The organism is Moorena sp. SIO4A5 (assembly GCF_010672005.1).
GTDB lineage: Bacteria > Cyanobacteriota > Cyanobacteriia > Cyanobacteriales > Coleofasciculaceae > Moorena.
Genome location: NZ_JAAHHZ010000047.1, coordinates 13,563 through 39,957 on the forward strand (window position 1 = coordinate 13,563; position 26,395 = coordinate 39,957).

Here is a 26,395-nt window from a genome sequence, read left to right on the forward strand (position 1 = left end):
TTAATCTGACAGTTTTATCGAAGGGTCATAGAACCTATCCTGACAGTTCTACTCACCTTCGTTACCTCAACATCCTGACTTTGGGCAATTGATACAGGGTTAGCTGCCTTGAAAAAGTCAGAAATATTGGCTATACTTCTGACATAATATATTTCGTGAACTTTATATTCATAGCTTTCGTAAGATGCAGGGTATAGCAAAAAAAATCCAGAACAGAGTTCGTGGTCATGGTCGCGGTGGTTGGGTCTGCACACCCAAAGATTTTGTAGATCTCGGCAGTCGTGATGCTGTAGATAAAGCGCTATCTCGTCTGGTGAAACAAGGATTTTTGCGCCGCGTTGGTCGCGGTTTATATGACTATCCACGCACCAGCAATATCTTGAAGCGTCCTGCCCCACCCAACATTGATGCCGTTGTGGAAGCTCTGGCACGTCGGGATGGTATATCAATCATGCCAGATGGCATTGTTGCAGCCCACCAGCTAGGTCTGACCAATGCCGTTCCCGCCCAGAACAGCTACATAACGAATGGTTCGAGCCGAACTTTACAAGTTGGTGGGCGTACCATCAAACTACGTCATGTCTCTCAACGGTTAATGGCATGGGCTAACCGTCCTGGTGCGCCTGTGGTTAGGGCCTTATATTGGCTGGGCGAAAATATCGCTGCTGATAAAGATGTGGTTAATACCCTACACAATCGGTTGTCTTCAGACATCAAACAAGATCTCGCAGAAGGTATTAAGCTGTTACCAACGTGGATGACACCCGTTGTACGTCAAGTTAGTGAGGGTGAAGGTGTCTCCTAGTGAATCCAGCATTTGAAGAATTTCTCAATTTACCAGCACAAGACCGTAACGATGTTTTTGAGTCAACAGCCGATTCCCTCAATACCAGGTCATCCTATATAGAAAAGGATTTTTGGGTGTGCCTGGTGCTGGATATCCTTTATAATGGCTTACCCCAGGAACACCCCAGACTATTGTTTAAAGGCGGCACTTCCCTTTCCAAGGTTTATCAACTCATTAGTAGATTTTCCGAGGATGTAGATTTGGTGGTATTCAGGAGCGATCTGGGTTTTGCCGGGGATAACGACCCCTCTGCTCTTGGAATCTCTAGCAAGCGGCGAAAAAAACTAGCGTCCGAACTAAAACAAGCTGCTTCAAGGTATATCTGTGGCAAGCTTAAAGATGACTTATCACAAGTTGCTGGGGTAATTTCGCCTGAGAGTCGCATTGTACTCGATGAAGACGATCCAGATAATTCAACCCTGCTGTTTCAGTATCCGAGCTTATTTCCATCCGATAGCATTGCTTACGTTCAACCCCGTGTCAAACTAGAAGCAGGCGCACGGTCAGCGCTCATTCCCAATCAAAATCATACTATTACCCCCTATCTATCCGAGATACTTGAAGAATGGAATTTTTCCGTAGCAAATGTAACGACCATCGACCCTCAAAGAACTTTTTGGGATAAAATCATGATATTACATGGTTGGTCTTGTGGTTATCGAGACGAACAACGCCTGCCCAATGATCGCCAGAGACTGTCACGTCATTATTATGATGTAGCAATAATTTCCCGTCAGGAAGCTGGTAAGACAGCCATTGCCAATCATCAATTAAGAGAAGATGTACGCCAGTACACCAAAAAACTGTTTAATCGAAGCTGGATGAAATTAGACGAAGCGATTCCCGGCTCTCTAAAACTCTTACCGAAAGGAGAATTACTAAAAGCTCTCATTACTGATTATCAGGCAATGCAGGGCATGATGTTAGGTACTGCTCCACCCTTTGATGAAATCATAGAAGCAATTTCAGCCTTAGAAATAGAAGTTAATCAGGTATCGTGAGAACACTTTGAACTTTTGTCTTTTATAATGACAAGTTTTGACCACCCACCAAGAATTCTATTTTTATATGGTGCCCTCTCCTGTTCCCTGCTCCATGCTCCCTAACCCCTAAGCCACCACCAGCTGGGAAATACCAGTAAATAAAGTAAAATTTACGGAATTCAGTATAATCACAGTGTAGATACTGAATTAGAGTCAAAGTATCAAATTCTATTTTTCACAGGTCTTGAACTAACCATCAATGAATGCTGGACATACCCCTGGTTATCTCCTCAAAAAAATAAACGAAGCACTGTGTAATGCTTTCCCTAATAAAACTAAATTAGAAATGATGGTGCTTTATGAATTAAATATAAATCTGAACGAGATTGCTAGCGGTGGTAATTTAAAGGAAACCGTTCACAAATTAATAGAGCATTGTCAGGGTTACAATCAGTTAGAAGAATTAATTCATGGAGCACTTGAAAACAATCCAAATAATGTTCATTTAAACGCAATCCAGGAAAAGTTTAAAATTACGACTAGTTTAGTCAATATATTGGGGCCTTTAGAAAAAACCGTTATCAAACAAATGCAACAGGCTTACAGAGATTGTTGTCCCAATTTGAGAGATAAAATTCCTGGCACTTTTTATGATATTCTCAAAAAGTTGGATGATATACATCAACCAACTGATGATGAAAAAAGGATTGTAAAATTTGTCGATCGTTTATTAGTAAATGGAAAGATTCCCACCTCAGAGGCTCAGCAACTAAAGCAATGGTTAGAAAACAATGCCAATAACGTTTCTAATTTATTATCTCACCAACAAAACTTCAATTCACAACCTGATCTGATTGTCAAGCCAAATTCGAGGGAAGAAAGTTTAAAGCGAGTCAAACCCGAAGGTTTAAAGCAGTTTTCCTTTGAAGTAGTAACAGTTAACCGTAGAGGAAGAATAATCAAGCGAGAATCCCAGCAAGCGGGTTATTTCACTCAAGATCTGGGGAATGGAGTAGACCTAGATATGGTGTATATCCCACCAGGAAGCTTCTTAATGGGTTCCCCTGAAAGTGAGAAGGGGAGTTATCACAGCGAAAGACCTCAACACCAAGTAAGCATTCAACCCTTCTTCCTGGGGAAATATCCGGTAACCCAGGCGCAATGGCGAGCCGTAGCCAACCTGCCAAAAATTAAGCGGGACTTAAAGCCAGACCCTTCGAGATTTAAAGGAAAGAATCGACCAGTAGAGCGAGTAAACTGGTACGATGCGGTGGAATTTTGTGATCGCCTCTGTGAATATACAGCAACGGAATACAGATTACCCACTGAAGCGGAATGGGAATACGCCTGTAGAGCTGGAACTACTACACCATTCCATTATGGAGAGACCATAACCAGTAGATTCGCTAATTATAACGCTTCAAATACTTATGCAGAGGAAGCACAAGGGGAATATCGAGGAAAAACCACCGACGTAGGAAGTTTTCCCCCCAACGGCTTTGGCTTATACGATATGCACGGCAATGTTTGGGAGTGGTGTGCGGATCCTTGGCATGGTAATTACGAAGGAGCTCCTAGAGATGGAAGTATCTGGAGTCAATTTGATAATAATACTGATTATTATACTTTGCGGGGCGGCTCCTGCCTCGTTCCTAGGGATTGCCGTTCTGCCTCCCGCCTCATCTGTAGCGCGCGCGATCTCATCTACTACATTGTCGGTTTTCGTGTGGCTAGGGGTGTTGGGAGAACTTAGCCCTTTTTCCTTTTTGTATTTTTATACTTTTATACTTTATTTCCGCCGTATGAGATGGATTTGATAACTATATTTTAAAATCAAGGCAATATAATCCTCTCAGCAAACAAACTCTGCAATCGCTCTAACTTACCACCCTTTTGATACAATAAATCCCCCTTACCTAACAAATAAGCTGCTTCAGTATTACTGCCACCAAAAATAATCTTTGAATCCGCTTCAGAGGCTGTGCGTAAAGCAATTCGCCCAGGTAAATTAGACCGAATAATCGGAGTAACAACGTTAGCATCTGGCCGTTGAGTAGCAACAATCAAATGAATCCCAGCTGCTCTAGCTTTTGCTCCTAAACGCTTAATACTTAATTCTAAGTCTTTGCGGATTTCTTTTTCTGCCATGAAGTCAGCATATTCATCAAATATACAGACTATCCGAGGTAATGGTAAAATTTGTTTATTAATCAATTGCTGATTATAAGCATCCAGGTGAGGACACTTGGCTTGTTCAAATTTCCGGTAACGCTGCTCCATTTTGTCAACTAATTGCTCCATCAATTCGATAGCGCGATCGCTATCTTTAACGATTGGTGACAGCAACCATGGCATGTCCTCAAATTCTGGGAAAGTGACACGCTTGGGATCAACGAGAGCAATTTTGAGCTGTTGAGGAGAATGCTGATAGAGTAGGGATAGCAGAAGCGATCGCAAAAATTCGCTCTTGCCACTTCCCGTTGTGCCCCCTACCAAAAAGTGACAGGTATTGGGATCAGATAAATCCGCTTCTACCAATTTCCCCTCTAAATTTACTCCAATCCCAATCATTGGAGGATTACTTGAGTTTTGCGTAAGGCTAATATAGTCATCAAATCTAGCTACTTCTCTATCCTCATCCTTCCGTGGTAAATCCACACTGACATACCCAGCTTCGGGAGTAATCAGGGGAGGATTCTCCAGACCTAACTGTACTTTTGACACTCCCCGGTCATTAGACGCGGGGATTCTTGCTTCGTAGACTCGACTTGCTCAGCCTGGTCGGAACCAAGAAGAGTAGAGGCCAAATCTCCACAAGCGTTTCGGGGAACCCGTTCACGTAGCGTGGCCTACGGCCTCCGCTACGCGAACGGGTCAATGACCCAGGTTCCGGTATGCCCTACCGTACCCAAGGCTCTTTGGAGGATATTTATAGCGGCATTGTGGTCTCTATCTAGCTGACAACCACACTTACAGGTGTGAGTTCTAGTTGATAGAGACTTCTTTACAACCTCACCGCAATTGGAACAATTTTGACTTGTATAAGCAGGGTTCACTGCAACCGTTGCCCTGCTAAACTTAGTCCCAAAGTACTCCAACCATTTCCTAAACTGGTACCAACCTGCATCATTAATAGACTTGGAAAGACAGTGGTTTTTAACCATATTACGAACCCTCAAATCTTCGTAAGCGACCAGGTCGTTAGACCGGATTACGCAGCGCGCCAGTCTCTTGGCGTGCTCTTCACGTTGCCTACTTATTTTGAGGTGCTTCTTACCTAGTTTCTTAATGGCTTTTTTACGGTTGGATGAGCCTTTCTTTTTTCGGGAAACCCGACGTTGATAAAACTTTAAGCGTTTTTCTCCTATTCTATAAAACCTGGGGTTCGGCTCAGTATTGCCATTGGAATCTGTATAGAAGTCCTTTAGCCCTACATCTAGTCCTAGGTTTTTGCTATTAGGTTTCAAAGTCTCATTATTGTCAGCCTGAACACAAAACTGAACATAATACCCATCAGCCCGCCGGACTATGCGAACCCGCTTAATCTGCTTCTTATCAAATCTCCACAAGTCCCAAGTACCCTTGAGCTTGAGTTTCCCTATCCCTTTCTTGTCACTGAAGGTTATTGACTTTTTGTCAGGGGACAACTTCCAACCGGACTGTTTGTACTCAACTGAGCGGCAATGCTTTTGAAACTTAGGAAAACCCTTTTTTCCAGGTACTTTTTTCTTGCAGTTGTCGTAGAAACGGGCGATGGATGACCAGGCTCTCTCAGCACTGGACTGACGAGCTGTGGAGTTCAAATCATTGGCAAAGGGGAACTGTTTGGCTAAGACCTTGCAGTATTTACTGAGGTCATACTTTCCAATCCCCTTGTTATCAATCCAGAGCCTGATACAGCTGTTACGGATGAATTTGACCGTCCGAATAGCTTCATCAATGGCTGAGTATTGGTGTTTTTTGCCGTAGGCTTTGAACTCTAGGACAATCATCTGGTATCGACCTCTCCCGCTCTTGTTTTATTCTAGCACGACCAGCGACAAATTTTGGAAGTTTCTAGAATATTTTCCTCACGGCGGCTAAAGCCGCTGCGTTCACGAAGTGTCGCCTACGGCGAGCCTTCATCCCCGGTCTAAAGACACGGGGATGAAGGCTTTGGGGGATTTTTGTACATCCTTGGATCGATTCTGTATTGATATGACTTTTACCCCACGATTGGGTTTTAGCTTGATCCGGACAAATGCTGGAGCAACTGTTGCGTTGACATAATTTACACTAATTTTAAAGTCTTCTAGAGTACTCACCAATTTTTGCCCGGTCTGATCAGCATCAAGAGTTTGGCGGGATGGTGCCTTGACTGGCTTTTGTTCAATATCAGGAGTTGGTCGGGATGGTGCCTTGACGGGCTTTTGCTCAGTTTTCACCTCCTCAAAAAAGGTTTGGCAGGTCTGCTGTTGGGGACAAATGTTGCATAGGTGAGGCTGTCGTGTTGGTGGTGGTGGCTCCAGGTTGCCCTTACCCATTGCTGGAGTGCAATAGTTTTTTATAGTTTCCCCATCTCCCTCCTCTTCGACCTGGGCAGGTTTCCAACTCAGCCATTGGCGCATCTGTTGTAATTTATGGGGAATGAGCTGATGCACTGTATCCTCTAGCTCTTCCCGGGAATAGTAGTATTTTTGGAATTCCGGTAAAACACAATAAACTCCTGCATCTATTGCTACTCCTTTTTTTTGGTGGAGCATGTAACTATAGAGGGCTACTTGAGCTAGGTTAGCGGATGGATCTACGGGTTGATAGGTTTTATAGTCTACAACACAATAGCGATCGCGCTCACAGTCGAAGATTAAGCTATCGAATTTTCCATTAACTCGTTGCTTGGTACCATCAGGAAAGGTGAAGTTGTAACTCAGGTCTATTTCTTGAGCAACGAAGGTTTTACTAATTACTTCCTCTGGCTGACAATAGCCTCGATTAGTAACTAGCAGTTGAGTCCAATGGGGGATTAGTGATTTTAATCCTTGCCACAGTTGAAGTAAGATCGAGGCTATATCTGGATTGGTATTGATGTTGGGGAAAACAACTAGCTCATACAGTAGCGCTTGCATCTTAGAGCTAATTTGGCTTTGGTCTAGCTGACTTGCTGTGGGGGAAAATAAGGCTTGAAATCGGGAATCTTGCTGGAGTTTGTCAGTACACTGTTGACATAGCTTATGGAATACTTTCCCAATACCTGGTGAGTTGGATGGTGGTATAAATAGGGTTTTTCCACCAAAGTGATGACTCAAATAAAATAAACGAGGACATTCAATGGCTACCCTAACTTGGGTAACACTGAAGCAAGGGGATTCCGATTGTTGCGTCCGTGATTGTCTTTTGACCATCTGCTCTGGATTCCAGCTATTTTTATCACTAATTTCTAGTAAACGGCGATGGACATGGGCTAGATAGACTGTGTCCATTTTTGCATACTTTAGCTGTTTTTGGCTGAGCGGACGTTTGCCCCAATCACTGCTTTGCTCTTCTGTATCGACATTAGCGAAATTGCATAGTTCTATCGCTAGGGTTTTTAGTTTATGGTTTGATACCTGTAATGGATTGGGTAGTTTCTTGTTGGTCAGCTTTCTAGCTATTTGATAGGTACAGGTGATATTCTTAGCTTGCTCTTTCCCCCCTAGATAGCGTAAATCAAAGCTAGCGTTGTGAAAGACTTTTTCAATGTTAGGATTGACTATAATATGGTTGACAAAGTATTGCACTACTTCCGGTTTGTCTAATACATCTAAGATGTAAGCTTTGTCACCATTTATATCTGTCGAATCAGCCAATACCTGAATCAGAGATAATCTGGGATTAGGGGTATTCCAGTCAGCCACTTCTGTATCTAACCACAGAATTTTGGCGGCTGATAAATTAAGGATTAACTCTCGGATCTGGGCTGGTTGATTCAGGTACATTGGCGCTTGTTATCCGAATTGTTACTATGGTAGAATGATACAGCAGTTTTCAATCGGGTTAGGTACAAATTCTTGGGTTTTAGGGAACAGGGAACAGGGAACAGGGAACAGGGAACAGAGCTTGTAGCTTGTAGGGTGGGCAAAAACAGTTTGCTTGTTTTGAGCATTCTAGATTATATTACTTTGCCCACCCTACTGTGATGTAGTTCATTAGCTTGTAGGGTGGGCAAAAACAGTTTGCTTGTTTTGAGCATTCTAGATTATATTACTTTGCCCACCCTACTTGAATTGGCCTGATTGCTGATTGCTGATTGCTGATAGCTGATAGCTGATAGCTGATAGCTGTTCGCGTAGCGTGCGCGTAGCGCTTATGCTGATTGCTTAAGGTACCAAATATACTGATTGTGTTTCTGGGGAACCATCCACAGGGATAAGTTTTAGTTCATTTTCCTGACAAAGTTCCTTAATCTGTTGTTTAATTTCTATTTCTTTGAGCCGATTAAATTGACGGTGAGTAGTTTCAATTAAAACCTTAAGACCAATTAATTGGTCTTGTTTGAGCACATTTAACACAAATTCTTTAACCGGATTAAGGGGGACTTTATTATCTGCTATCGAAAAAATATTCAAATCCTTTAGTAAAGGACAATCCTGCAAAATTCCCGATTTTAGGATTAGATCCTTTAACTCTTCCAGTGTTATTGTTTTATCAGCAAGAACTAAGTCTTGGGAACAAGCCCCATTAACTAAGGTATGATAAGTGGCTAAGTAATGGACAGAGGAGATATCGTCTAATTTGAGGTGATGATGGTCATAACCATTAAATAGTTGGCTGTAGAGCTTGTACCCTTTAGTATCACGTTTTATGCTAATTTTTGTATGGCGAATTAGGTATAAGGTTTGGCAGCGATTGCTTTTTATAGCGTTATCACAGGCATTCATCAGATGATAGAAACTGCGACCATTACTAGTTTCTCCCCAGACTACTCCGATCCGTCCCTGGGATGATGGCAGCTGGTAACTTAGGGAATAACTGGCAAAGGTTTTGCTACTGGACAAAAATTTTGGTTTAATCCCCCTAACCTCCAGAGCTTCTAATGCCTCTGTTAACATCCCAATCAATTCCGATTCATCAATATCTTGGATGCGGATAATTGTCGTCTGGTCAGTTTTTTTAAATTCCTTCTGCCATTTCAATTTCAATGAGGCTAGGATTTTTTCTTCTATTGGTATTGATTCGCCAGCGGTATCATTTTCGGGAGTTGAGTCAGTGGTTGATAACTCTGAGTTAACTCCCTGAGTTTTATACCTTTGAATTAGCTGATTTCCTAGTTTCAAGGTCTGGCGGGGAGTGGTTTTGCCACCAGGAAATTCTTGTTCTAAGTCTTGCCGAGTTAAAGGGTAAATCGGTGAGGTGGATTTTGGTTCAGCTTGCTGATGTAACGGATAGAGTATGCTTGCCCAGAGGGATTCCGCTTGCTCTAGGGTAATGTTTTTGAGCAGAATTTTAGGATTAAGTCTAGCGATATCAGCCTGTTGAATTTTTTTATGATTCCTTCTCCAGGTATTAGTGACTATGCTAATAATAATCAACAAGTTATTGGGAAAGCGAGTATTAAGGGTAGAGTTGACATTAAACAGCGCTTGTAGATCCAGAGAACCATCGGGCAAACGAGGAATATTATCCAATTGATCAAAACACAGCACAATCGGCTTGGTGGATGACGAAATTCTCCCGAAGTTGATTAAGATGTTCTGAGCATCGTCTTCGTTATCTATAGACCCTCTGACCCCAAGGGTTTTCAGGTCCTCTTCATCTAAATCTTCTCCCCTTAACCATTGATAAGCTAGGTGATACAGTTCTGGATTAGTGAGGTCATAGAGCACTCCAAAAAACTCTTTACTGCGATGAATTCCCCCTGGATAGCTAGCTCTGAGGTCAGCAATAAACCGTTTTCGCTCATTCAGCAGCCAACCGGTTTTTTTAAAGGCCGGGAGACTCTTTAGCCACAGCAGCAACTGAGACTCTTGTTCTCCTTCTGGGACTTTTAGCATACTGTCAACAGTTTCCCTAAGGATATAGCGCCAGATGCGATCGCTATTTGCCCAAGGACCGATATAAGCAAAGAATGCTTGTTGATTGAGCTGCTGTTTGAGCCGTTTTAATAGATAACTTTTCCCCGAACCCGAATCACCAGCCAGTAAGATAGTGCGGGGTCGATGGTCTTGAGTCACCGCACTGAGGGTGCTGGTTATCTGATTAATTTCATGTTGATGAATCGATTCGACATCCTTAAGGGCTGAATTTTCTGGATCTTCCCAAAAATTACCCGTAGCAAAGGTCACGGGGTCAAAGGGATTTAGGGCTTGTTTAATTATTTCCTGGATCGTTGCCATCTCTTTAATTCCATCTTCTATAGAGTGGACAAGGATAGAGGATTAACAAAAAGGCAGCCTCAGGTTATTGTATGATACTATCAATTATCCTATCTTTAGTATCATAATTTACTGCACCATAATGAAAAATAGCCTAGCCCCGGTATTTTGAGGAATACCAGCTTCAATTTGTTCCTCTGTATACATGTTAGCTTCTTGCAAAGCACTCATATCAATTTTATCCTCTGCTTGCAAGCTATACAGTGCTTTATCTAATTGTTCCCGAGACAAAGGCGGTTGTAACTTTTGGCGCAAATGAAACAGTGGCAAATAGTTTTCCGTACCCAGTTCCTGGTCTAAATTCTTGATAATTTGTAATATTTCTTCATGATTAGGGGGATTGACTAGAGCGGCAGTCGAATTTCCATCTGATTCTGAGATTGTACTGGTTGAGTTTGGCAGCTGTTTCCGCAGGAAATCGATGTAATCCGCTAACATGGTTTTAGACAGATTGATATTGCCACGACCAACGGGTTTATAATTATTTAATAGGTACTCAATACCGGTTTCAGTAATCCAGACATCTTTGAATTTAGTTTCTGCTACTGTGATATAACCCCGTTCTATCAAACCTTCCATGATTTCCTTGCGGGTCTTAGCAGGCTTAACGTTTGTTTTGGCGGGAGTAGTCGGTTCTGTTTCACAGGCTTTGATAATTTTGCGTTCTTTCGTGCTCATTGGTACTTCAGCCTGATCTTGGTTGAGGAGTTCCTTGCCTGCATCAGTGATCTGAATTTTGGTGATTTCTTGATTAGAGTCAATCAAATTGCGATCGCATAACTCCCGACAAATTCGATCTCGTTCCCCCGCTGAGGTTTTAGAATTGGGTTTCGCTTCGGTAATCAATGCCCGATAATCCGGTTTGCTCAGTAGCTTCAGTAAAAATTTTAGTTGGCTGACTTCCAGTTCAATAGCTTCCATGTTGATTGTCTTTACCTCACTTTTGTTCAAGATTAACCTAAATCTATTCCCTATAACCACTTAGTAGTCAAGGATTTTCGCAATAAATTCTACTTTCAGCCCTCAGCGGACGGGCTCTGGACCCTCAACTATCAGCCCTGAGCAGAATTCTTATTATATAAGCCTTTCGCTTTTTTCAATAGTATCTTGTAAGCATTCAGCTATCAGCATTCAGCTATCAGCTCTTAGCTCTCAGGTTATGCGCTACGCACACGCTTGGCCTTGGCCTATGGCCACGGTAAGCTCTTGGCCACGCTAGGGGAACAGTTTTTGAATAAAATAAGCTGACGGCTGACCACAGAAAGCTGACGGCTGACGGCTGACCGCTGAATGCTTACAGTATCTTTATTTCCGTCGTGCCGTACTAGGGTCAATCCTTACCGATATTTAGACTTATCTCAAGTCTGGTTGAATACCCATAATTAAGGAGGCGCGGGGAGGGTAGGGAGGCTGGGAGGTGTGGGGAGATAGGGAGATGGGGAGATGGGGAAATTTTTATTAAGGGTAATTATCGTGAGATCATATCAACTGAAAGTCGCTAGTACATGAGTATTCACGGAAAACTCTCAAAACGCTGATACCCGAAATGCTGATAGCTAAGCTACAGTCAATTTTATTACCCCTACTCCCTACTCCCTACTCCCTACTCCCTATTCCCCTAATAACGTCGAGTTTTCTGAACCCCGTAAACTAGTCCTGTACCAATCGATAACAAGATCAGTAGCCACAGGATACCACCAGGAATAAAGGTAAGAATACCAAAACCTCTGAGCAAGTAAACCATAACGGTGATAGCGAGAAGAGCGCCAAAAAAGTAGGCAATTATCAAAGTTTCAGATTGAGAATAGGAACTCATATATAGCAAAGGGAGTAGGGATTAGGGAGTAGGGAGTGGGGAGCAGTAATAATAAATATCTCCTATTTTTGATGTTATCAGAAATCAGCAAGATTGTTCATGAGATATTTATAAGTGCTACTTTAGGTGCGAGCTTTTGAATAAAACAGGTAAGCATTCGTTTAATCTCTGTTAGGTCTGCTGTCAGGAATTCATAAAGCTGACAGCTGACAGCTGACGGCTGACTGCTTACAAATGCTAGCTCAATAATCAATTATCACTAAAATACCCCAACATAGAGTTTGCTAAAATGGCTGCTTGAGTGCGATCGCGTACATTCAACCGACTCAAAATATGAGTAACGTGGTTTTTCACTGTCTTTTCAGAAATATACAACGTCTGAGCAATCTCTCGGTTGCTAGCACCGGTAGCAATTAGTCGTAAAATTTCCTGCTCTCTGGGAGTTAGTTCCTCCCAACCCGGAGGTGGACTCGGAGTTGGGTCTCGCATTTGAGTAGCGACTTTTTTGCCTATACCAGGGCCTAACTGAGTATAACCTTTTTGGACAGCTCGAATTGACTGGGCTAATTCTTCGGGAGGGGTATCCTTCAGCAAATATCCGGCTGCTCCGCACTGTATGGCTTGGGTAACGTACTGGTCATCATCAAAAGTAGTTAGTACTAATACCTTTGTATCTGGGAATTGCTGACAAATTTCCCGAGTTGCAGCCACGCCATCCATCACAGGCATCCGAATATCCATTAGTATAACATCTGGCTGTAAAGTTTTTACCAAACTAATTGCCGTTTGTCCATTCTCGGCTTCACCGACTACCTGTAAGTCTTCTTCTAACTTCAGCAAGGCTTTTAATCCACGCCGAATTAGACTCTGGTCATCTACTAGTAAAATACGAATCATCAAGGATGAATAATTATATAGTAGTTGTCAATTCTGTGAGGTACTTATTTTTAGGGATTAGGGAGTAGGGATTAGGGAGTAGGGATTAGGAAAAAAATTAGCAAAATTCATCTATAATTGCTAGATATAGCGTTTGTATTTGAGATGTAAACCTGTATGATATTTTTTGATTTTTAAATAAAAATCAGGACTCTTTACCCTGTTCCCTGTTCCCTGTTCCCTGTTCCCTTTGCGATATGGTTACATCTCAACTGAAAACGCTATAGCTTAAACCTTTGGTAAAGGAAAATGAGCGATAATTTTGCAGCCAGCTCCTGGTGCTGTTTCAATTTTAAAGGTTCCTCCTAAGGCTTGGGTGCGTTCTCGCATTCCTTGTAAACCAAAACCGCTTGTGTTCTGGTTTAGGGAAAATCCAATGCCATTGTCTTTAATAATTAATTGTAAATCTGTTGCTGTCTGAATTTGGATGTCTACTTCAGTAGGTTTAGCATATTTAAAGATATTTGTCAACCCTTCTTGGACAATACGGTAAACTGCGATTTTGATGTCGCCAGGGATTGAACGCTTTAGGTTAAGATGGTATGTAGGTGAGATAGCTGTGGACTTTTGGAAGTCGTCGATTAGGGATGCGATCGCATTTTCTAGAGATTGCTCTTGTAACGGATTTAAACGCAAGGAAGCAACGGATTGACGTACATCCTTCAGAGCAGTTTTCCCGAGTTGTTTCGCTTCTAAGATAAATTCTTTGGCTTCAGCAGGGTCAGATTGTAATAGTCTTAAAGCCGCTTCCAAGTGTAAATTGAATACAGTTAAAGAATGTCCTAAGGAGTCATGAATTTCCCGAGCAATACGGTTACGTTCTTGCAGCGTAGCAATATCTTAAATCCGAAGGGCATAGTCACGCAGTTGAGCATTAGCCTGTGCCAGGTCTTGCCGACTTTTTCGTTCTGAAAGTACAGTATCCACTAATAGCTGCAAAACGATTAAGACCAAGACAAATATCAAGACAGAACTCAACAAGATAAATAGTAATCGCTCCGGAATCAACCCTGTCGGTGGTTCTCTGAACACAGGAGGTGGTCTAAACCGAGGACGATGCCTCATAGCATGATGCTGAAATCGAACCATTTGCCTCATTAGGAATAATATAACCGCAAATCCAGTCATCACTAAGCGACCTTGGAACTCAAAGATAAAACAGTTGCGAACAACTAATATAATTAACATCAGTTGCAACAGCCGAATGTGTCCCACCATGGACGCTAATAGAATTACCCCAATTTCGGCGGCAGTGTAAAGTATCTTATAAATAGGCTGATTTGTTGGTAATCTCAATCCCATTAACCCAAATACTCCCAGGCAAACTAAATTGAGTAGTGGCGACCTAGGTAGCGGGGGAAAAGGAAGTTTTAGTAATTCCACCAAAGCGGTAATGATCAGCAGTATCCACTCCAGGTAGAGCAAAAATCGAATTGGGTGGTTAGTAATTTGAATAGGATGGCGCATTCACAATTGTTGTAAACAACCAATAACAAACAACCAACAACCTTAATCCATGTGTCAAAGGTAAAGCAAGACCCATTGGTCATATCTAGCCTAGGACTAAAGTCCTAGAGGAATTCAGGTCTTTTGCCTCATGTGGTTTCACCCTAGCCCTTTTTAGGATAGAGACATCAAACAGAAATCAGCTCACGTCAAAACAGTTAAAAATAAAAACAAGTGAACATCATGAACATCAAGCCCTTTTCTCTACTTGCAGGTATCGCAGCAATTACCCTCACTAGTTTTCCCATGGCAGTTAACGCCGAAGAAATGCCTCCATTTTTCTCCAAACTTAACATCACTGACCAGCAAAAAGAGCAGTTTGAAAACATCCGTAACAATACTGAAGCTAAAATTGAGGATATTCTCACTCCGGAGCAACAACGGCGGTTCCAAACTATAAAAACACTGCGCCGTCAACTCCGAGAAGCAAGGGAGGGTATGAATCTCTCTCAAGAGCAGCGAGACCAAATGCGCGAGATTCGCAAGTCAGCACGAGAAGAGATGAGGGGTATTCTCACCGAGGAACAGCGCCAACAAATTCGTCAAGAAATGCGCTCACGTCGAGGTAAGCGCGGATTTGGAAGGTGATTTTTCTAGGACTAGATTATCTCTTGGAATACAAATTACCAACTCTCTCGATCTAACTTGTTAATTGTCAATTGTTAATTTCAAAACCATTAACAATTGACAAGTTTTCTTGTAAGCATTCAGCTATCAGCCGTGAGCCTTTGGCTCACGCTTCGCGAACAGCCGTCAGCACTGATCCTGCTCTGGCGGACAAAGCAAGTTCCGCAGTTCTTCGGGAATCTCCTCAAAATGCTCCAACAAAAAATCCATCAGAGCCAGATGACGCAAGTCCGATGGTTGAGGCCGCAGATAATTACGACCCCGGCTAAACCAGCGCCCCACTGTCGCCACCGAACGGGAGCAAATCATGGCCATCATTGAGTGAGTGACTGGCCATTTGCTGTAGAATTGCCTTGGTGTCATCCCGAGTTGACAGGAGCTGTATTGTTTAATTAGCTCTTGCTTGGCCTGAGTTAAAGAAGAATCAGGTTTGCTCATGATGCTACCTCCAGCGCTAAAGAAACCAAATTGTTTTCCCAGGCTATATCTGTTACTGTCCAAAGGGCACTTGGAGATTCAGAATCCAGCACAATCAGATAGCACCACATCCAGCAACAACAATGATTTGCCCAGCTGTAGAATTTGCCAATAACGATACCGAAGTCAGTATCACTGTCAGCTAGGGGTTTCCAATAGATCCGTTCGCCAATATCAAAACAGGAAGCACGAGCATGATCCCTAAACTCTTCTGGCAGTGCTGTTGACTTTGGCAACTGCTTGAGTGTTAGAGTAACTAGGTCACTGAGGATGTCTCCTTGGTGATGTTGAAAACCATGGAAATAGGGAGCTAGCCAGCTAGGGTTGAGACTGGTAGTGAGTTGCTGAATTAGTACTGCAGCAATGGCATCAGCTTCAATGGGCTGGATCGGGAGCCGGGTATGGAAGCCAGTTTCACTGCAATCCCTGAGCTTCGCGAGTAATTCAGTGATGCCAAAATCCCTAAGAGCTTGCTGATATCCATCGACCTGGGCTTTGGCACAGCTTTGGTTGTGTGTCTGTGGATCTTTGTTTAGATTATTTGTCATTATATAAATGGCCTTCTTGATTGCAAGAGCCAGTGGCAGACCTTGCCGGGCAAAGCTATGGGTCTGCCATCTCGCTCCCGGTTGGTTACGGCTCGTCTCGGTGGACTTGCTGTATCAACCTATTTATGATATTATGATAAGTTTAACCATTTGTCAAGTGGTTGGATAAATTTACTATAGCGCCACCCATTTAAATTATCGGTGCGCCAATGCAATAGTTTTTTGGAAACTTGGAACTAGGGTAATGGCTGGAATGCGAGCACTGCTACGACCTAGTCATTAATAGGATTAGCCAAACCTATCGCTAACCACTGAACTTATTGCTGCGCTAATGCAATAGTTTTTTGGAAACCTGGAACTGAGGTGAGTTCAAATCATGCGATCGCACTATATAGCACTACGCATTAAGCTTAGGACATTCCTAAACTCAGCAAACTTAGTCATAGCTTACTTCTGACTTCTGACTTCTAACTTCTGACTTGCGCGTAGCGCTATACAGAATTTTTTCCCTATTCCCAGATCCGCTGTTCCCTCCTCACCCAATTGAAAACACACCTAGTAATTAATACTTAAAATGTCATCCCTTGCATCTTCCCCAAAATTCTGTTAAAATAACAGTATCGTTAACGCAATGGTTAACTAGCCATGATGATTTCCACCGCACAAGCCGCCGATTTACTAGGTGTTTCCGCCACTCGCGTTCGTTACCTTCTGAGCAAAGGCAGAGTTAAAGGAGCCTATAAAGTGGGTAGAACTTGGGTGATTCCTCTGTTTGATGGCATGCCAGTAGTCACTCCCGGCACTCGCGGTCCAAAGCGGAACTGGTCAAAGCGCAGAGAGTACACTAAAGCTGTGATTCATGTTAACCAGAGGGTAATTCGCAACAATCTCAAGACAGGGGAGCGCAACCCTGTGATTACCGTCAAACGAGGCTCTAAAAACACTTATGGTCATACCGTGGAAGTCAATGGACCATGTCGAGTCATGTATCGCCCCGATGATCCCCTTAAATGTGGAGCAAGGGTGTGGATTGAGACTATCTCTGATTTTAAAGTAATTTGATCTATACAAACATCATCACTGCTATTCTAAAGACTAATGGAAAGACCAGGGAAGTCGAAAGAGTATAGGTGATCGTATGAAACGCTTTTATTTATATTCAAGTTTGTTGGTTGCTAGCTTCTTTCTACTATTGCTTGGGGAGGAGGGATTAGCACTTATTGTCAAAACCAATCGTCGATTGTCAGGTTTTTCCGTAGATAGCCGCAACTATATTTATCTCGAAAGTGCTAGAAACCATGTCACAAAGGTTCCTACCGCCAAAATCCAAATTTTCGATGTAGCCACTAACGCTTGTGTCAAGAAGGGTTGTCTAGAAACTAACTATAACTACTCGGATTCCAATCTCACTCCTAAAGACGCTGAAGAGAGTTTACTCAGGAAAACCCAAAGAATAAGACAGAGCTTAGGACTCAATCAACTAAAAGTAGGACTAAAACTGCCAATTATTGAGCGTTCCATTCAACCCAATGGCACTGAAACCGTTAAGGTTTTGGTGGATAAAGAAAAAGACCCACTAGAGATTCGTTTAGAACAAATTTATATTCCCTCAGTTTTGTCTGGAGGAATGTCTAATATAGACCGGGCTTCAATGCAGCTAGTCATTAATTACAATTATCGCCAACTCACCCTAGGTAAACTAAACAATTACCGTGAAGCTATCAGGAAATATTCGATCAGAGAAGTTCGCTTATCCCCCAATAGACAGCACATAGTTGTACTGATCAATCTCCACCAAGCCACCTATAACGCTGACTTTCAGACAACCTTCATTCAGAGTTTTCCCATCTAAACTACTTTAGCCAATAGCCATGCATGCCTTTTGCCTTGCTGTGTAAGCATTCAGCTATCAGCTATCAGCTATCAGCTATCAGCTAATGCGCTACGCGCACGCGTGCGCGTTCAGCTTATGGGCTATGCACATGCTTATTGATGAGGAAAGCATTTGAATAAAACAGGTAAGCATTAGAATAATGCTGAGTTAAGTCGGCTGACGGCACCTCAAGTAGCGTGAGCTTTTAGCTCACGGCTGACGGCTGAATGCTTGCCTTGCTATGATGCATTTTTAATGGACAACAGCTTATACCAAGTTGCGCTCAAACGTACAACTTTCTCTTCCCCCAATCTCCCAATTTCCCCATCTCCCCATCTCCCCATCTCCCCATCTCCCCATCTCCCCATCTCCCCATCTCCCCATCTCCCCATCTCCCTATCCAACCAATCTACTATCTTTGAATGCAACTCGGTATTAGTTGTGAAGCGTGCCATCAGGCATAATTGCCCCACTGATAAAGCTATTGCTCAAATCAACATCACTCAGGTCTACGCCAGTCAGTTTAGCATCCTTAAGTTGTGCCCCATGGAGATTAGCACCACTTAGGGTTGCCTTGGTTAAGTCAGCACCAATTAAATTTGCCCCTAACAGATAAGCACCTGTCAAATTAGCCCCTGCCAAGTTTGCCTGACTGAGGTTTGCCCCCCAAAGGTCAGCTTGACTGAGATTAGCCCCACTTAGATCAGCTTGACTTAGGTCAACTCCTCCTAAATTGGCTCCACTCAAATCTCGCCCTGACAGGGAAGCAAGAGGCACAATGCAATATGCTCCCAACTTCCTAGGGTCAAACCCTTCCGGAAATTGAGTAGTGTTGTTATAAAGCGATCGCTCAAATTTAGCATCTTCGAGATTAGCACTGCGCAGATCGGCACCAAGCAAATTGACCTTACTAAAGTTAGCTCCCCCCAGATCAGTCCCACTGAACTCTTGATCTGAAAATGATACACCGGGGGCAATTAAGTACGCTCCGTGTTGGCTGGGGTCAAACCCTTCCGGAAATCGAGTGGCTTCGTCGTAGAGTGCTCCAAGCAAATTGACCCCCTCCAGGTTAACCGAGAAAAGATCTGCCCCGAACAGGCTAACTTTACTCAAATCTGCCATACTCAAGTCAGCTCCTCTGAGGTCAGCTCCCTGAAGATTTAGCCCACACAGAGACACATCGGGAGCAATTAGATATGCGCCATGGGCTGTGGGGTCAAAATCTTCAGGAAATTTAGTCTCTTGGTTATAAATTGCTCCTTTGAGGTTAACCCCTTCGAGATTAGTGGCGGACAGATCTACTCCAAACAAGTGAACTCTGCTTAAATCTGCTCCCCTGAAATCCGCGCCACTAACTAAGCTTAACCATAAGTCCGCTCCCCGCAAATCCGCTTCCTGTAGATCGGCTTCTCGTAGATCCGCTTCCCAGAATTGAACTCCTCTTAAATTGGCTTTCCTTAAATTAGCTCTGAGCAAAGATATACCGAAAAAGTGACCCTGACTTAGGTCAACTTGGGATAAGTCTGCTTCACTTAAATCCACGCCACTGAGGTTTGACTGACTCAGGTTAGCCTTTGCTAGAGATACACCAGGAGCAATTAAATGTCCTCCTGCCTTCACTGGGTCAAAATCTTCAGGAAACTGAGTGCTTTCGTCGTAGAGTATAGCGCTCAGGGTTGCATTTAGAAGCTTAGCATCCTTCAGGTTTGCCCCCATCAGATTGGAGCGGCTCAAATTAGCTCCTGTTAGGTCAACATCCTGCAACTCAGTCCTAATTAAGCAAGCTTGATTAAGATTAGCTTGTTTGAGATCAGCACCTTTGAGGTTAGTTTTCCAGAGGTCAGCTCTGGTCAAATTCGCACCCTTTAAATTGGTATCACTGAGATCTACCCCACTCAAGTTAGCTTCCGTTAGTAAAGCCTCCGGCGCAATTAAATAAGCTCCTGCCTTGGCAGGGTCGAAATTGGGGGGAAACTTAGTGGAAAAATTGTATAGTGTAGTATCGAAGTTAGTTAAGTGTAGAATAGCATCGCTCAAGTCTGCCTCACCCAGATTAGCACCACATAAAACAGCTTGACTTAAGTTGGCTTCTCTCAAATTAGCTCCCCAGAGATCAGCGCTACTGAGATTAGTCCCAGTAAGAATTGCCTGACTGAGGTCGGCTCGCCATAAAATTACCCGTTCCAGGTTTACCTGGCTGAGGTTGACTTGACTTAAGTCAGCTCCACTAAAATCTCTTTCCCCAAGGGAATATTGTGACTGAATTTCATCAGTATTCATGTATCGTTCGTTAGTTTTAATTTAAAAATCATCAAAATTAATTATTAGATAATACCTCCGGTTCCCAATTCCAAATTACATACCCTTTATCGATATGAGTAATTACTATTTTATCGAGCTGATCAGCTACCTTAGACAAAATAGCGATAAGTTGTTCTTGAGTTTTTTCTAATCGTAAAAAACTGTAGTATTGACCATCAACGTTAATGGCTAATAAGCGTCTGCTTAAATGAGGTACGTTAATCCAGCAGATTTGGTAATCCTGACGGGATTTAATAATATGACTGGAGGATAATTCCAAATCCTGAAGGAGAGCAAGAGCAGGAACAGGGGAAGACCTCAGTTGAACTGAATTATTGTTTTGGGATTCAGGGTAAAACTTAAGTTGGTTGACATTTACAGCCATCCCTGTAGTTTGAGCTATTCTATTGCGTTTAAACTCAATAACATTATTGCTATCAACAACACCATGGGGTTGTTGAACAGCAAACGATTGAGTGTTAGGAGGAGTTAGTCCTCGATACCGAAGCAAATCATCCTTCTGGGTAAGAGCTATTGCAGAAACATCCGGTTGGTATTCTGGTTCCGATTCGCCTTGGTTGAGGGATTCGATCTCCTGGAGGAGTTGTCTCTTTTTTTCTCTGACTGATGCTTGGTATTTTTGCCATTGCCTTCCCACTTCAACAGTGCCAAGACCAGCTAACACACTCACTAGGATGGCAACGCCAAGATAAGGAATTGCTAAATCCTTATGGTCTTCATGGAAGATGGGTTGAACTTCGAGGCTGAAAAACGGTTTGACTCCAACTTCTATTGGTTTTGATTTGTTGAAAACAAACGGTAAGGTCAAACTGGAAAATATAGTGCTGGAGATAACTACAGCTGGTAATAAGATATTAATTAAGGGATAATTGGTCATCGGTCATCTTCAACCGCTGCAAGCAAGAAATTGGGTAAAGCGATGCAGCATAGCTATTGGGGTAAATCCCCATGAGCAACTGCATCAGGAGATGAAGCTTGAATCTCCAACAAATGGAGCTTGACTCAAGCTTGACTATGGTGATCGGTTAAATTCCGGTAGTCTTGCTGCTTACTGAAGAGGGCGGCTATGTTGCTAGCAAATCGCCTCAAAGCAGGTGATTAAATCGGGATATAATAATAAGTTGGTTATTATATCATTTAATACAAATTATGGTATATGGGGTCAGACCCACCATTAATTTTAGCAGCGGTCTCTTATAATATGTCAATTTAATTGACAATTTAATATATCTTAATATTTTAAGTCCAGAGCAAGAGTACTCAGCTTACGCCCTACACACACTGCTCTTGCCAGCACTGACCAGGGCATTGCTGACTATCGTTTGGGATATCAAGTAGAGTTGGGTCAGTTACCAATTACCCATGACCCATGACCAATTACCTATTACCCTTAATCATTCCACAATTGGGGAACGCTTTATTTTGCTCTAATTCTTTGCAAAACAGTAATGCCTAACAGCAAAATGATACCCCCTGTCGTGGCATAAATCACCCGAGGAGTCATCTCTTGCAGTTTCATGGCTAGCCAGTTAGACACTAAGGTAATGCCCCAAAGGATAAGGGCGACATAGCGCTGGGAGAAACCAAAGGCTAGCAAGCGGTGATGTAGGTGGTCCTTACCTGGGGTAGTTAAAGGGTTTTTACCATTGATCAACCGCCGCACAAATACCTGAGTAGTATCTAGGACTGGCAATAGCAAAAATACTACTGGGGGGACTAGGGCAAATACCGTAGTCACTTTTAAAGACCCTAAAATGCTGCTGGCAGCTAGTACATAGCCGAAGAAGTACGCACCTGCATCTCCCATAATAATGTGGGAAGGATGGAAGTTATGGCGCAAAAATCCCAGAGCTGACCCCCCTAGAGCTGCCAGCAGCAACGTTGCTGCCGCACGACTGGGAAACTGAGCTGAAACCGCTAACAGGCTCATAGCAGTAATAAAGCTGACGCCTGCTGCTAAACCATCCATCCCATCCATAAGGTTAATGGCATTAGTAATACCCACAACCCATAGAACCGTAAGTAACATGGAGAGTTGGACATCAATCGGAGTCCCGAAGGTAGCTTTAATCCCGGCACCACTAGCCACTAACAACAGGGCAGCAATAATTTGAACCGACAAGCGTACATAGGCAGGCAAACCAAATTGATCATCAATAAAGCCTACCAGTACCAGAACCGAGCCCCCCAGGAGAATAGTCAGCACTTGAGCTAACACCCCTTCGATGACAATCGGTCTCAGGAGGGTAGCTAGTACCAGTGCAGCTACCACTCCGGTATAGATAGCTAAGCCTCCTGCATTGGGTAAGGGTTCTTGGTTAAGCCGTCGCGCATTGGGTTGGTCAGCCCAACCAACCTCCAGGGCAAATGAGCGTAAAGTTGGCATCAAGCATCTAGTCACTGCCCATGCCAATCCGAAAGTTAATATGACTGCCAGCCAGCCACTTCCCCTAGGGTTGGCAATTCCGAGGGACTGTAGGAAGCTGTACACATCTATCTCCCAAGTCACGTCCACACTGCAAAATTGTAATCGCTATGGATAATATTAAGCTCATCTTGTAAATAAGGTACATGGGTAGAAGCACATCAGCAGGAAAAAGCGATTAGCACTTAGGGGTTAGGAGGCTTTAGGGGTTTGGATTTTCCTCCTGAACTAACTCAATGTACTGACTATCGATCAGAAATGCTCCTCTAGAAAAGCGAACGCCCCAGTATCCTCCTGGACGTCGGTCGAGGATTACTCCCTCTTCCCCAACTTTAATCACATCAGGAGGTCGCAGCATTGGCATTGGTTCAGCAGTTTTGACGTAGCGTGGTAATGTAATTACTCTTACGCGATCGCCAACGTTAAAGTCTTGAGACATTGGTCAGTCAAAAAAGGTTATGGGCTTGGAGGTTGAAGGTTATGGGGTTGAAGGTTGTTCGCGAAGCGTGGCCAATAGGCCAAGGTTAACAGGTTGAAGGTTATGGGGTTTAAGGTTATGGGGTTTAAGGTTGTTCGCGAAGCGTGGCCAATAGGCCAAGGTTATGGGGTTTAAGGTTGTTCGCGAAGCGTGGCCAATAGGCCAAGGTTATGGGCTTGGAGGTTGAAGGTTGAAGGTTATGGGGTTGTTCGCCTTTGGCGTTCAGTGTAGGGTAGGTTCTTGGGTTGAATGTTGTTCTTGCCCAGGGGTCCCTTGTAGTATAGGTTGGAAGTTGTCTGGATTAACCTTAAACCTTCAACCTTCAACCTTCAACCTTCAACCTGTTAACCTTCAACCTGTTAACCTTCAACCTGTTAACCTTCAACCGGCCAACCCTAGGGTGCTTGCCAAATACGCTGGTGGTATTTTTCCAAATCTTGATAGGGATCTGGGGTATTGTGATTAGGCTGGTGAGAGTGGTGCTGGTGATGGTCATGCCCGTGGTGATGGTGGTGGGAGTGTCCGTTGTGAGCACCATTATCAATGGCTGCTAACCGGAACTTACACATCTCACAATTCATCTGCACTTGCCCCAACTGTGCCTCGATTTCTCGGTCCCTGAGCACAGATAGCAGCTGAGGCTGAATTCCCATTTCTGGTAAACAGGTCAAGGGAATCTCTGGATAAAGTTTCTGCTGCTGAGCTGTGATATCAAAAATCTTTTTTACTAAAGCCCCGGTAAATAGGAAGTAAGGAAGTACTATAATATGCTTAGGTTGGTATAGTCGGGCGCGACGGAAGCCTTCTTCTAACCGAGGATGGGTAATGCCAATAAAGCAGGTTTCCACAGTTTTATAGCCACTGCCTTCCCAGAGCATGCGAGCCATTTTGTAAACATCACCATTAGCATCAGGGTCACTAGACCCACGACCAACAAATAGAAGTACTGTGTCCTTTCTTAAGGCTAGAGGTTGTTTTGTTGAAGGTTCTAGATTGGACGCTTCCCCCTTCAACTGGCTAACGGCTAACTCTGGTTGGGGTTGGTCAAGTTTGGCAAGCCGTTGCCGCCATAAATCCAGAATTCCAGTAGTAATTCCAAAATGACGCCCGTAGTGAAACTTGACTTGGGGATATTTTGCCCTGGCCCGGTCTAACTCGTTAGTAACATCAAATTTATTGTGGCGAGCTGCAAACAGTAAAATCGGTAATACAGTTAGTTCCGTATAACCCTGCTGAACACAACTCTCTACTCCCTCTTGAATAGTTGGACCAGTCAGTTCTAAAAAACAAGGTACTACTGGTCGAGAATGGTTCAAGGTTTGATAGCTGTGGGCAAAATCTAGGAAAGTCTGACGCCCATCGGGGTCTCTAGTGCCGTGACCAACCATTAATAACGGGCGTTTTAGCGGTAGGGGAGATAGGGACAATGACTCATCTGTGACATCGATCTTCATACTTCATCCTTGATCATTCATAGGTCATACTTCTAGGTAATACTTACATAGTTAACTAACTTATTAAATACTTAATTTCCTCAAGGGCATTTTACTGGTAGGGAAGGTAAGGACAATAACTCAGGGGTAGCATCGATCTTGCTCCTGAATACTTCTATTATTAATACCTCATTTGTATAATGGCTTAATCTCTTGATTACCGACCCTTTACCTTATTGCCTTAAGGTAGGGAAAGTATCCACGCCTTGTTGCCCCTATGCACCAATTTTCGAGAGCAATTCTAGAGAGAAAGCAGCAAGAGCCAAAGGTTAAACGCCGATTGCATTTCTACGCTAGGGGTGAGCAGATCCCTCTAGTAGCACAGGGTGTTTGGGAGGTAGACGAGGGCCGAGTCCAGCTGAGTACCCTTTCCCCAGAAGGGGAGGAGATATGGTTGGGTTGGGCAGAGTCTTCTGCATTCTTTGGTAATTGGTTTTCTGTCCTGTCAAGTTATCAGGCAATCGCCCTAACTGATGTCCGTCTCAAATGGTATTCTTTAGCTGAAATCAACAATTCTCCCTATATAGCTCAGACTATATTACCCCAACTAGTGCGTCGGATGCGACAGACAGAGATCCTGTTAGCAATCTCGGGTCAGCGCCGGGTTGAGGTACGCTTACAACATTTACTATTGCTATTAAAACGGGAAGTTGGTGAGCCAGTACCAGAAGGGATTCGGATTGGCATGCGTCTTACTCATCAGGATTTAGCCAATGCAATTGGAACGACGCGGGTTACAGTTACCCGACTGCTCACCAAGTTCAAGAATGAGGGAGCCATTACTGTTGATAGCGTTCGCCACATTATCCTAAAGCACGACAGCTTTACAAATGTGGCAGATTGGTGATACGATTCTCAGACTAACAGATATCTTGGGCTGAAACCAGAAAAGCGCGCCATAAAGTAAGTTAGCTATTCGGCTTATATTTTAGTTGCAGCCCCGATTAATTCCCCAAACCCACTCCCTAGGGGAGAGCGTCAATGTTCGCTAGTTCAGCCCATCTATCTGGAATGCTGATCACTTGTGTTCTTCAGGAGTAAGAGGCCTGTCTCTCGAAGCGATTTCAATTCCACCAGCAAACGGTCAACGACCAGCACGATTGGTCGTAGCGTTACACGGTTGGGGTGCTAATGCTCAAGCTGTGGCATCTCTAGTGCCATCGTTAAACTTGCCCAACACCCAATTTTTAATTCCCGATGCTCCTTTTAGTCACCCTCAGGTAACTGGTGGCAGAATGTGGTACGACTTGGCAAGAGACGACTATCGGGGATTAGAAGAAAGCGAAGAGCGCTTGAGCTACTGGCTCAATTCTCTCCAAGGTTTTACAGGTATTCCCCTGTCCTCCACAATTTTGTGTGGCTTTTCTCAAGGTGGGGCAATGGCTCTAGATGTAGGGTTAACCTTACCCCTGGCAGGTTTAGCCTCCTTGAGTGGCTATATGCATCGAACCCCTCAAAAGGTTGATTCATCGTTGCAGTCCATTTTAATTGTGCATGGTAGACAAGATACGGTTGTTCCTTTAAGTGCTGCTCACCGGTTACGAGATTATTTGCTCAACTTGGGAGCAGCAGTGCAGTACAGAGAATTAGATATGGGTCATGAGATTTCATCAGAGCTTTTAGAATTGCTCCGGGAATTTATTTTATTCAATAGATAGTCAAAAGAGATGGTCA

At 43.4% G+C, this 26,395-nt stretch carries 24 protein-coding genes and 1 pseudogene; 8 read left to right on the forward strand and 17 right to left on the reverse strand.

From position 1 onward, the window contains the following. Window positions 1-184 precede the first annotated feature (184 nt). From F6K57_RS16335 to F6K57_RS16345, 3 genes are all read left to right on the forward strand, one after another. A complete protein-coding gene (locus F6K57_RS16335) occupies window positions 185-805 on the forward strand; it encodes a DUF6088 family protein (RefSeq protein WP_293069253.1) in 621 nt (206 codons plus the stop codon). Further along, the gene (locus F6K57_RS16340; RefSeq protein ID WP_075895865.1) at window positions 805-1,848 is read left to right on the forward strand and encodes a nucleotidyl transferase AbiEii/AbiGii toxin family protein; all 1,044 of its coding nucleotides are present in this window, start codon (window positions 805-807) and stop codon (window positions 1,846-1,848) included. The genes F6K57_RS16335 and F6K57_RS16340 overlap by 1 nt, the downstream gene beginning before the upstream one ends. 241 nt (window positions 1,849-2,089) lie before the next feature. Next, window positions 2,090-3,583: an SUMF1/EgtB/PvdO family nonheme iron enzyme gene (locus tag F6K57_RS16345; RefSeq protein WP_293069254.1), complete on the forward strand. Its 1,494-nt coding sequence runs from the start codon at window positions 2,090-2,092 to the stop codon at window positions 3,581-3,583. An 80-nt stretch (window positions 3,584-3,663) separates the two neighbouring features. Here F6K57_RS16345 and F6K57_RS16350 read toward each other — a convergent pair whose 3' ends face one another. The 9 genes and pseudogenes from F6K57_RS16350 to F6K57_RS16390 all read right to left on the reverse strand — a co-directional run bounded on the left by F6K57_RS16350 (window position 3,664) and on the right by F6K57_RS16390 (window position 14,439). Continuing rightward, a complete protein-coding gene (locus tag F6K57_RS16350) occupies window positions 3,664-4,554 on the reverse strand; it encodes an FtsK/SpoIIIE domain-containing protein (RefSeq protein ID WP_293069255.1) in 891 nt (296 codons plus the stop codon). Then, window positions 4,536-5,822: pseudogene (locus F6K57_RS16355) on the reverse strand (transposase). The gene F6K57_RS16350 and the pseudogene F6K57_RS16355 overlap by 19 nt, the downstream one beginning before the upstream one ends. Window positions 5,823-5,951: 129 nt before the next feature. After that, window positions 5,952-7,784 (reverse strand): DNA translocase FtsK, encoded by a 1,833-nt coding sequence (locus F6K57_RS16360; protein WP_293069256.1) that lies wholly within the window; start codon window positions 7,782-7,784, stop codon window positions 5,952-5,954. Continuing rightward, window positions 7,775-7,951, reverse strand: a complete 177-nt coding sequence (locus tag F6K57_RS16365) for a hypothetical protein (protein WP_293069258.1) — start codon at window positions 7,949-7,951, stop codon at window positions 7,775-7,777. Before F6K57_RS16365 ends, F6K57_RS16360 begins: the two co-directional genes overlap by 10 nt. Window positions 7,952-8,165: 214 nt before the next feature. Beyond that, window positions 8,166-10,181, reverse strand: coding sequence for an AAA family ATPase (locus tag F6K57_RS16370; protein ID WP_293069260.1), 2,016 nt, complete (start codon window positions 10,179-10,181; stop codon window positions 8,166-8,168). Window positions 10,182-10,289: 108 nt separating this feature from the next. Further along, the gene (locus F6K57_RS16375; protein ID WP_293046396.1) at window positions 10,290-11,171 is read right to left on the reverse strand and encodes a hypothetical protein; all 882 of its coding nucleotides are present in this window, start codon (window positions 11,169-11,171) and stop codon (window positions 10,290-10,292) included. Between the two features lie 1,114 nt (window positions 11,172-12,285). Beyond that, window positions 12,286-12,933: a response regulator transcription factor gene (locus F6K57_RS16380; RefSeq protein WP_293022019.1), complete on the reverse strand. Its 648-nt coding sequence runs from the start codon at window positions 12,931-12,933 to the stop codon at window positions 12,286-12,288. Between the two features lie 267 nt (window positions 12,934-13,200). Further along, a complete protein-coding gene (locus F6K57_RS16385; RefSeq protein ID WP_364303174.1) occupies window positions 13,201-13,809 on the reverse strand; it encodes a sensor histidine kinase in 609 nt (202 codons plus the stop codon). Window positions 13,810-13,812: 3 nt separating this feature from the next. Continuing rightward, the gene (locus tag F6K57_RS16390) at window positions 13,813-14,439 is read right to left on the reverse strand and encodes a hypothetical protein (protein ID WP_293069262.1); all 627 of its coding nucleotides are present in this window, start codon (window positions 14,437-14,439) and stop codon (window positions 13,813-13,815) included. A 222-nt stretch (window positions 14,440-14,661) separates the two neighbouring features. Between F6K57_RS16390 and F6K57_RS16395 the strand changes: the two genes are divergently transcribed. Next, window positions 14,662-15,066, forward strand: coding sequence for a Spy/CpxP family protein refolding chaperone (locus F6K57_RS16395; protein ID WP_293022017.1), 405 nt, complete (start codon window positions 14,662-14,664; stop codon window positions 15,064-15,066). Between the two features lie 165 nt (window positions 15,067-15,231). Here F6K57_RS16395 and F6K57_RS16400 read toward each other — a convergent pair whose 3' ends face one another. Continuing rightward, window positions 15,232-15,543 carry a helix-turn-helix domain-containing protein gene (locus F6K57_RS16400; protein ID WP_293042693.1) on the reverse strand — a complete coding sequence of 104 codons (312 nt, stop codon included), beginning with the start codon at window positions 15,541-15,543 and terminating at the stop codon, window positions 15,232-15,234. Then, window positions 15,540-16,130 carry a hypothetical protein gene (locus F6K57_RS16405; RefSeq protein ID WP_293069265.1) on the reverse strand — a complete coding sequence of 197 codons (591 nt, stop codon included), beginning with the start codon at window positions 16,128-16,130 and terminating at the stop codon, window positions 15,540-15,542. The genes F6K57_RS16400 and F6K57_RS16405 overlap by 4 nt, the downstream gene beginning before the upstream one ends. A gap of 645 nt (window positions 16,131-16,775) precedes the next feature. On the opposite strand from F6K57_RS16405, the gene F6K57_RS16410 reads away from it, so the two are divergent. Beyond that, window positions 16,776-17,192, forward strand: a complete 417-nt coding sequence (locus F6K57_RS16410; protein ID WP_070390764.1) for a helix-turn-helix domain-containing protein — start codon at window positions 16,776-16,778, stop codon at window positions 17,190-17,192. Window positions 17,193-17,268: 76 nt separating this feature from the next. Beyond that, the gene (locus tag F6K57_RS16415) at window positions 17,269-17,982 is read left to right on the forward strand and encodes a DUF2259 domain-containing protein (RefSeq protein ID WP_293042686.1); all 714 of its coding nucleotides are present in this window, start codon (window positions 17,269-17,271) and stop codon (window positions 17,980-17,982) included. Window positions 17,983-18,242: 260 nt separating this feature from the next. Here the strand turns inward: F6K57_RS16415 and F6K57_RS16420 are convergent, their stop codons facing one another. The 6 genes from F6K57_RS16420 to F6K57_RS16445 form a co-directional block, all read right to left on the reverse strand. Further along, window positions 18,243-18,458 carry a hypothetical protein gene (locus F6K57_RS16420; protein ID WP_293069268.1) on the reverse strand — a complete coding sequence of 72 codons (216 nt, stop codon included), beginning with the start codon at window positions 18,456-18,458 and terminating at the stop codon, window positions 18,243-18,245. After that, window positions 18,439-20,283: a pentapeptide repeat-containing protein gene (locus F6K57_RS16425; protein ID WP_293069270.1), complete on the reverse strand. Its 1,845-nt coding sequence runs from the start codon at window positions 20,281-20,283 to the stop codon at window positions 18,439-18,441. Before F6K57_RS16425 ends, F6K57_RS16420 begins: the two co-directional genes overlap by 20 nt. A 37-nt stretch (window positions 20,284-20,320) precedes the next feature. Next, the gene (locus F6K57_RS16430; RefSeq protein ID WP_293069272.1) at window positions 20,321-21,202 is read right to left on the reverse strand and encodes a TetR family transcriptional regulator; all 882 of its coding nucleotides are present in this window, start codon (window positions 21,200-21,202) and stop codon (window positions 20,321-20,323) included. Between the two features lie 540 nt (window positions 21,203-21,742). Then, window positions 21,743-22,726: an MraY family glycosyltransferase gene (locus F6K57_RS16435; RefSeq protein WP_293069274.1), complete on the reverse strand. Its 984-nt coding sequence runs from the start codon at window positions 22,724-22,726 to the stop codon at window positions 21,743-21,745. A gap of 226 nt (window positions 22,727-22,952) precedes the next feature. Continuing rightward, window positions 22,953-23,189, reverse strand: coding sequence for a regulatory protein SipA (gene sipA / locus F6K57_RS16440; protein ID WP_008182949.1), 237 nt, complete (start codon window positions 23,187-23,189; stop codon window positions 22,953-22,955). Window positions 23,190-23,623: 434 nt separating this feature from the next. Beyond that, window positions 23,624-24,682 carry a sirohydrochlorin chelatase gene (locus F6K57_RS16445; protein ID WP_293069276.1) on the reverse strand — a complete coding sequence of 353 codons (1,059 nt, stop codon included), beginning with the start codon at window positions 24,680-24,682 and terminating at the stop codon, window positions 23,624-23,626. Window positions 24,683-24,938: 256 nt separating this feature from the next. On the opposite strand from F6K57_RS16445, the gene F6K57_RS16450 reads away from it, so the two are divergent. Together F6K57_RS16450 and F6K57_RS16455 are read left to right on the forward strand one after the other, a co-directional pair. Further along, window positions 24,939-25,568 carry a Crp/Fnr family transcriptional regulator gene (locus F6K57_RS16450; protein WP_293069278.1) on the forward strand — a complete coding sequence of 210 codons (630 nt, stop codon included), beginning with the start codon at window positions 24,939-24,941 and terminating at the stop codon, window positions 25,566-25,568. A gap of 199 nt (window positions 25,569-25,767) precedes the next feature. Next, window positions 25,768-26,379, forward strand: coding sequence for an alpha/beta hydrolase (locus tag F6K57_RS16455; RefSeq protein ID WP_293022029.1), 612 nt, complete (start codon window positions 25,768-25,770; stop codon window positions 26,377-26,379). Window positions 26,380-26,395: the final 16 nt, after the last annotated feature.

What these genes read in the sequence shown, in the direction of transcription:
- F6K57_RS16335 (WP_293069253.1), top strand. Translation starts at nt 185, where the DNA reads ATGCAGGGTATAGCAAAAAAAATCCAGAACAGAGTTCGTGGTCATGGT.
- F6K57_RS16345 (WP_293069254.1), top strand. Translation starts at nt 2,090, where the DNA reads ATGAATGCTGGACATACCCCTGGTTATCTCCTCAAAAAAATAAACGAA.
- F6K57_RS16360 (WP_293069256.1), bottom strand. Translation starts at nt 7,784, where the DNA reads ATGTACCTGAATCAACCAGCCCAGATCCGAGAGTTAATCCTTAATTTA.
- F6K57_RS16365 (WP_293069258.1), bottom strand. Translation starts at nt 7,951, where the DNA reads ATGCTCAAAACAAGCAAACTGTTTTTGCCCACCCTACAAGCTACAAGC.
- F6K57_RS16370 (WP_293069260.1), bottom strand. Translation starts at nt 10,181, where the DNA reads ATGGCAACGATCCAGGAAATAATTAAACAAGCCCTAAATCCCTTTGAC.
- F6K57_RS16380 (WP_293022019.1), bottom strand. Translation starts at nt 12,933, where the DNA reads ATGATTCGTATTTTACTAGTAGATGACCAGAGTCTAATTCGGCGTGGA.
- F6K57_RS16390 (WP_293069262.1), bottom strand. Translation starts at nt 14,439, where the DNA reads ATGCGCCATCCTATTCAAATTACTAACCACCCAATTCGATTTTTGCTC.
- F6K57_RS16395 (WP_293022017.1), top strand. Translation starts at nt 14,662, where the DNA reads ATGAACATCAAGCCCTTTTCTCTACTTGCAGGTATCGCAGCAATTACC.
- F6K57_RS16400 (WP_293042693.1), bottom strand. Translation starts at nt 15,543, where the DNA reads ATGAGCAAACCTGATTCTTCTTTAACTCAGGCCAAGCAAGAGCTAATT.
- F6K57_RS16405 (WP_293069265.1), bottom strand. Translation starts at nt 16,130, where the DNA reads ATGACAAATAATCTAAACAAAGATCCACAGACACACAACCAAAGCTGT.
- F6K57_RS16410 (WP_070390764.1), top strand. Translation starts at nt 16,776, where the DNA reads ATGATGATTTCCACCGCACAAGCCGCCGATTTACTAGGTGTTTCCGCC.
- F6K57_RS16415 (WP_293042686.1), top strand. Translation starts at nt 17,269, where the DNA reads ATGAAACGCTTTTATTTATATTCAAGTTTGTTGGTTGCTAGCTTCTTT.
- F6K57_RS16420 (WP_293069268.1), bottom strand. Translation starts at nt 18,458, where the DNA reads ATGGCACGCTTCACAACTAATACCGAGTTGCATTCAAAGATAGTAGAT.
- F6K57_RS16425 (WP_293069270.1), bottom strand. Translation starts at nt 20,283, where the DNA reads ATGAATACTGATGAAATTCAGTCACAATATTCCCTTGGGGAAAGAGAT.
- F6K57_RS16430 (WP_293069272.1), bottom strand. Translation starts at nt 21,202, where the DNA reads ATGACCAATTATCCCTTAATTAATATCTTATTACCAGCTGTAGTTATC.
- sipA (WP_008182949.1), bottom strand. Translation starts at nt 23,189, where the DNA reads ATGTCTCAAGACTTTAACGTTGGCGATCGCGTAAGAGTAATTACATTA.
- F6K57_RS16445 (WP_293069276.1), bottom strand. Translation starts at nt 24,682, where the DNA reads ATGAAGATCGATGTCACAGATGAGTCATTGTCCCTATCTCCCCTACCG.
- F6K57_RS16450 (WP_293069278.1), top strand. Translation starts at nt 24,939, where the DNA reads ATGCACCAATTTTCGAGAGCAATTCTAGAGAGAAAGCAGCAAGAGCCA.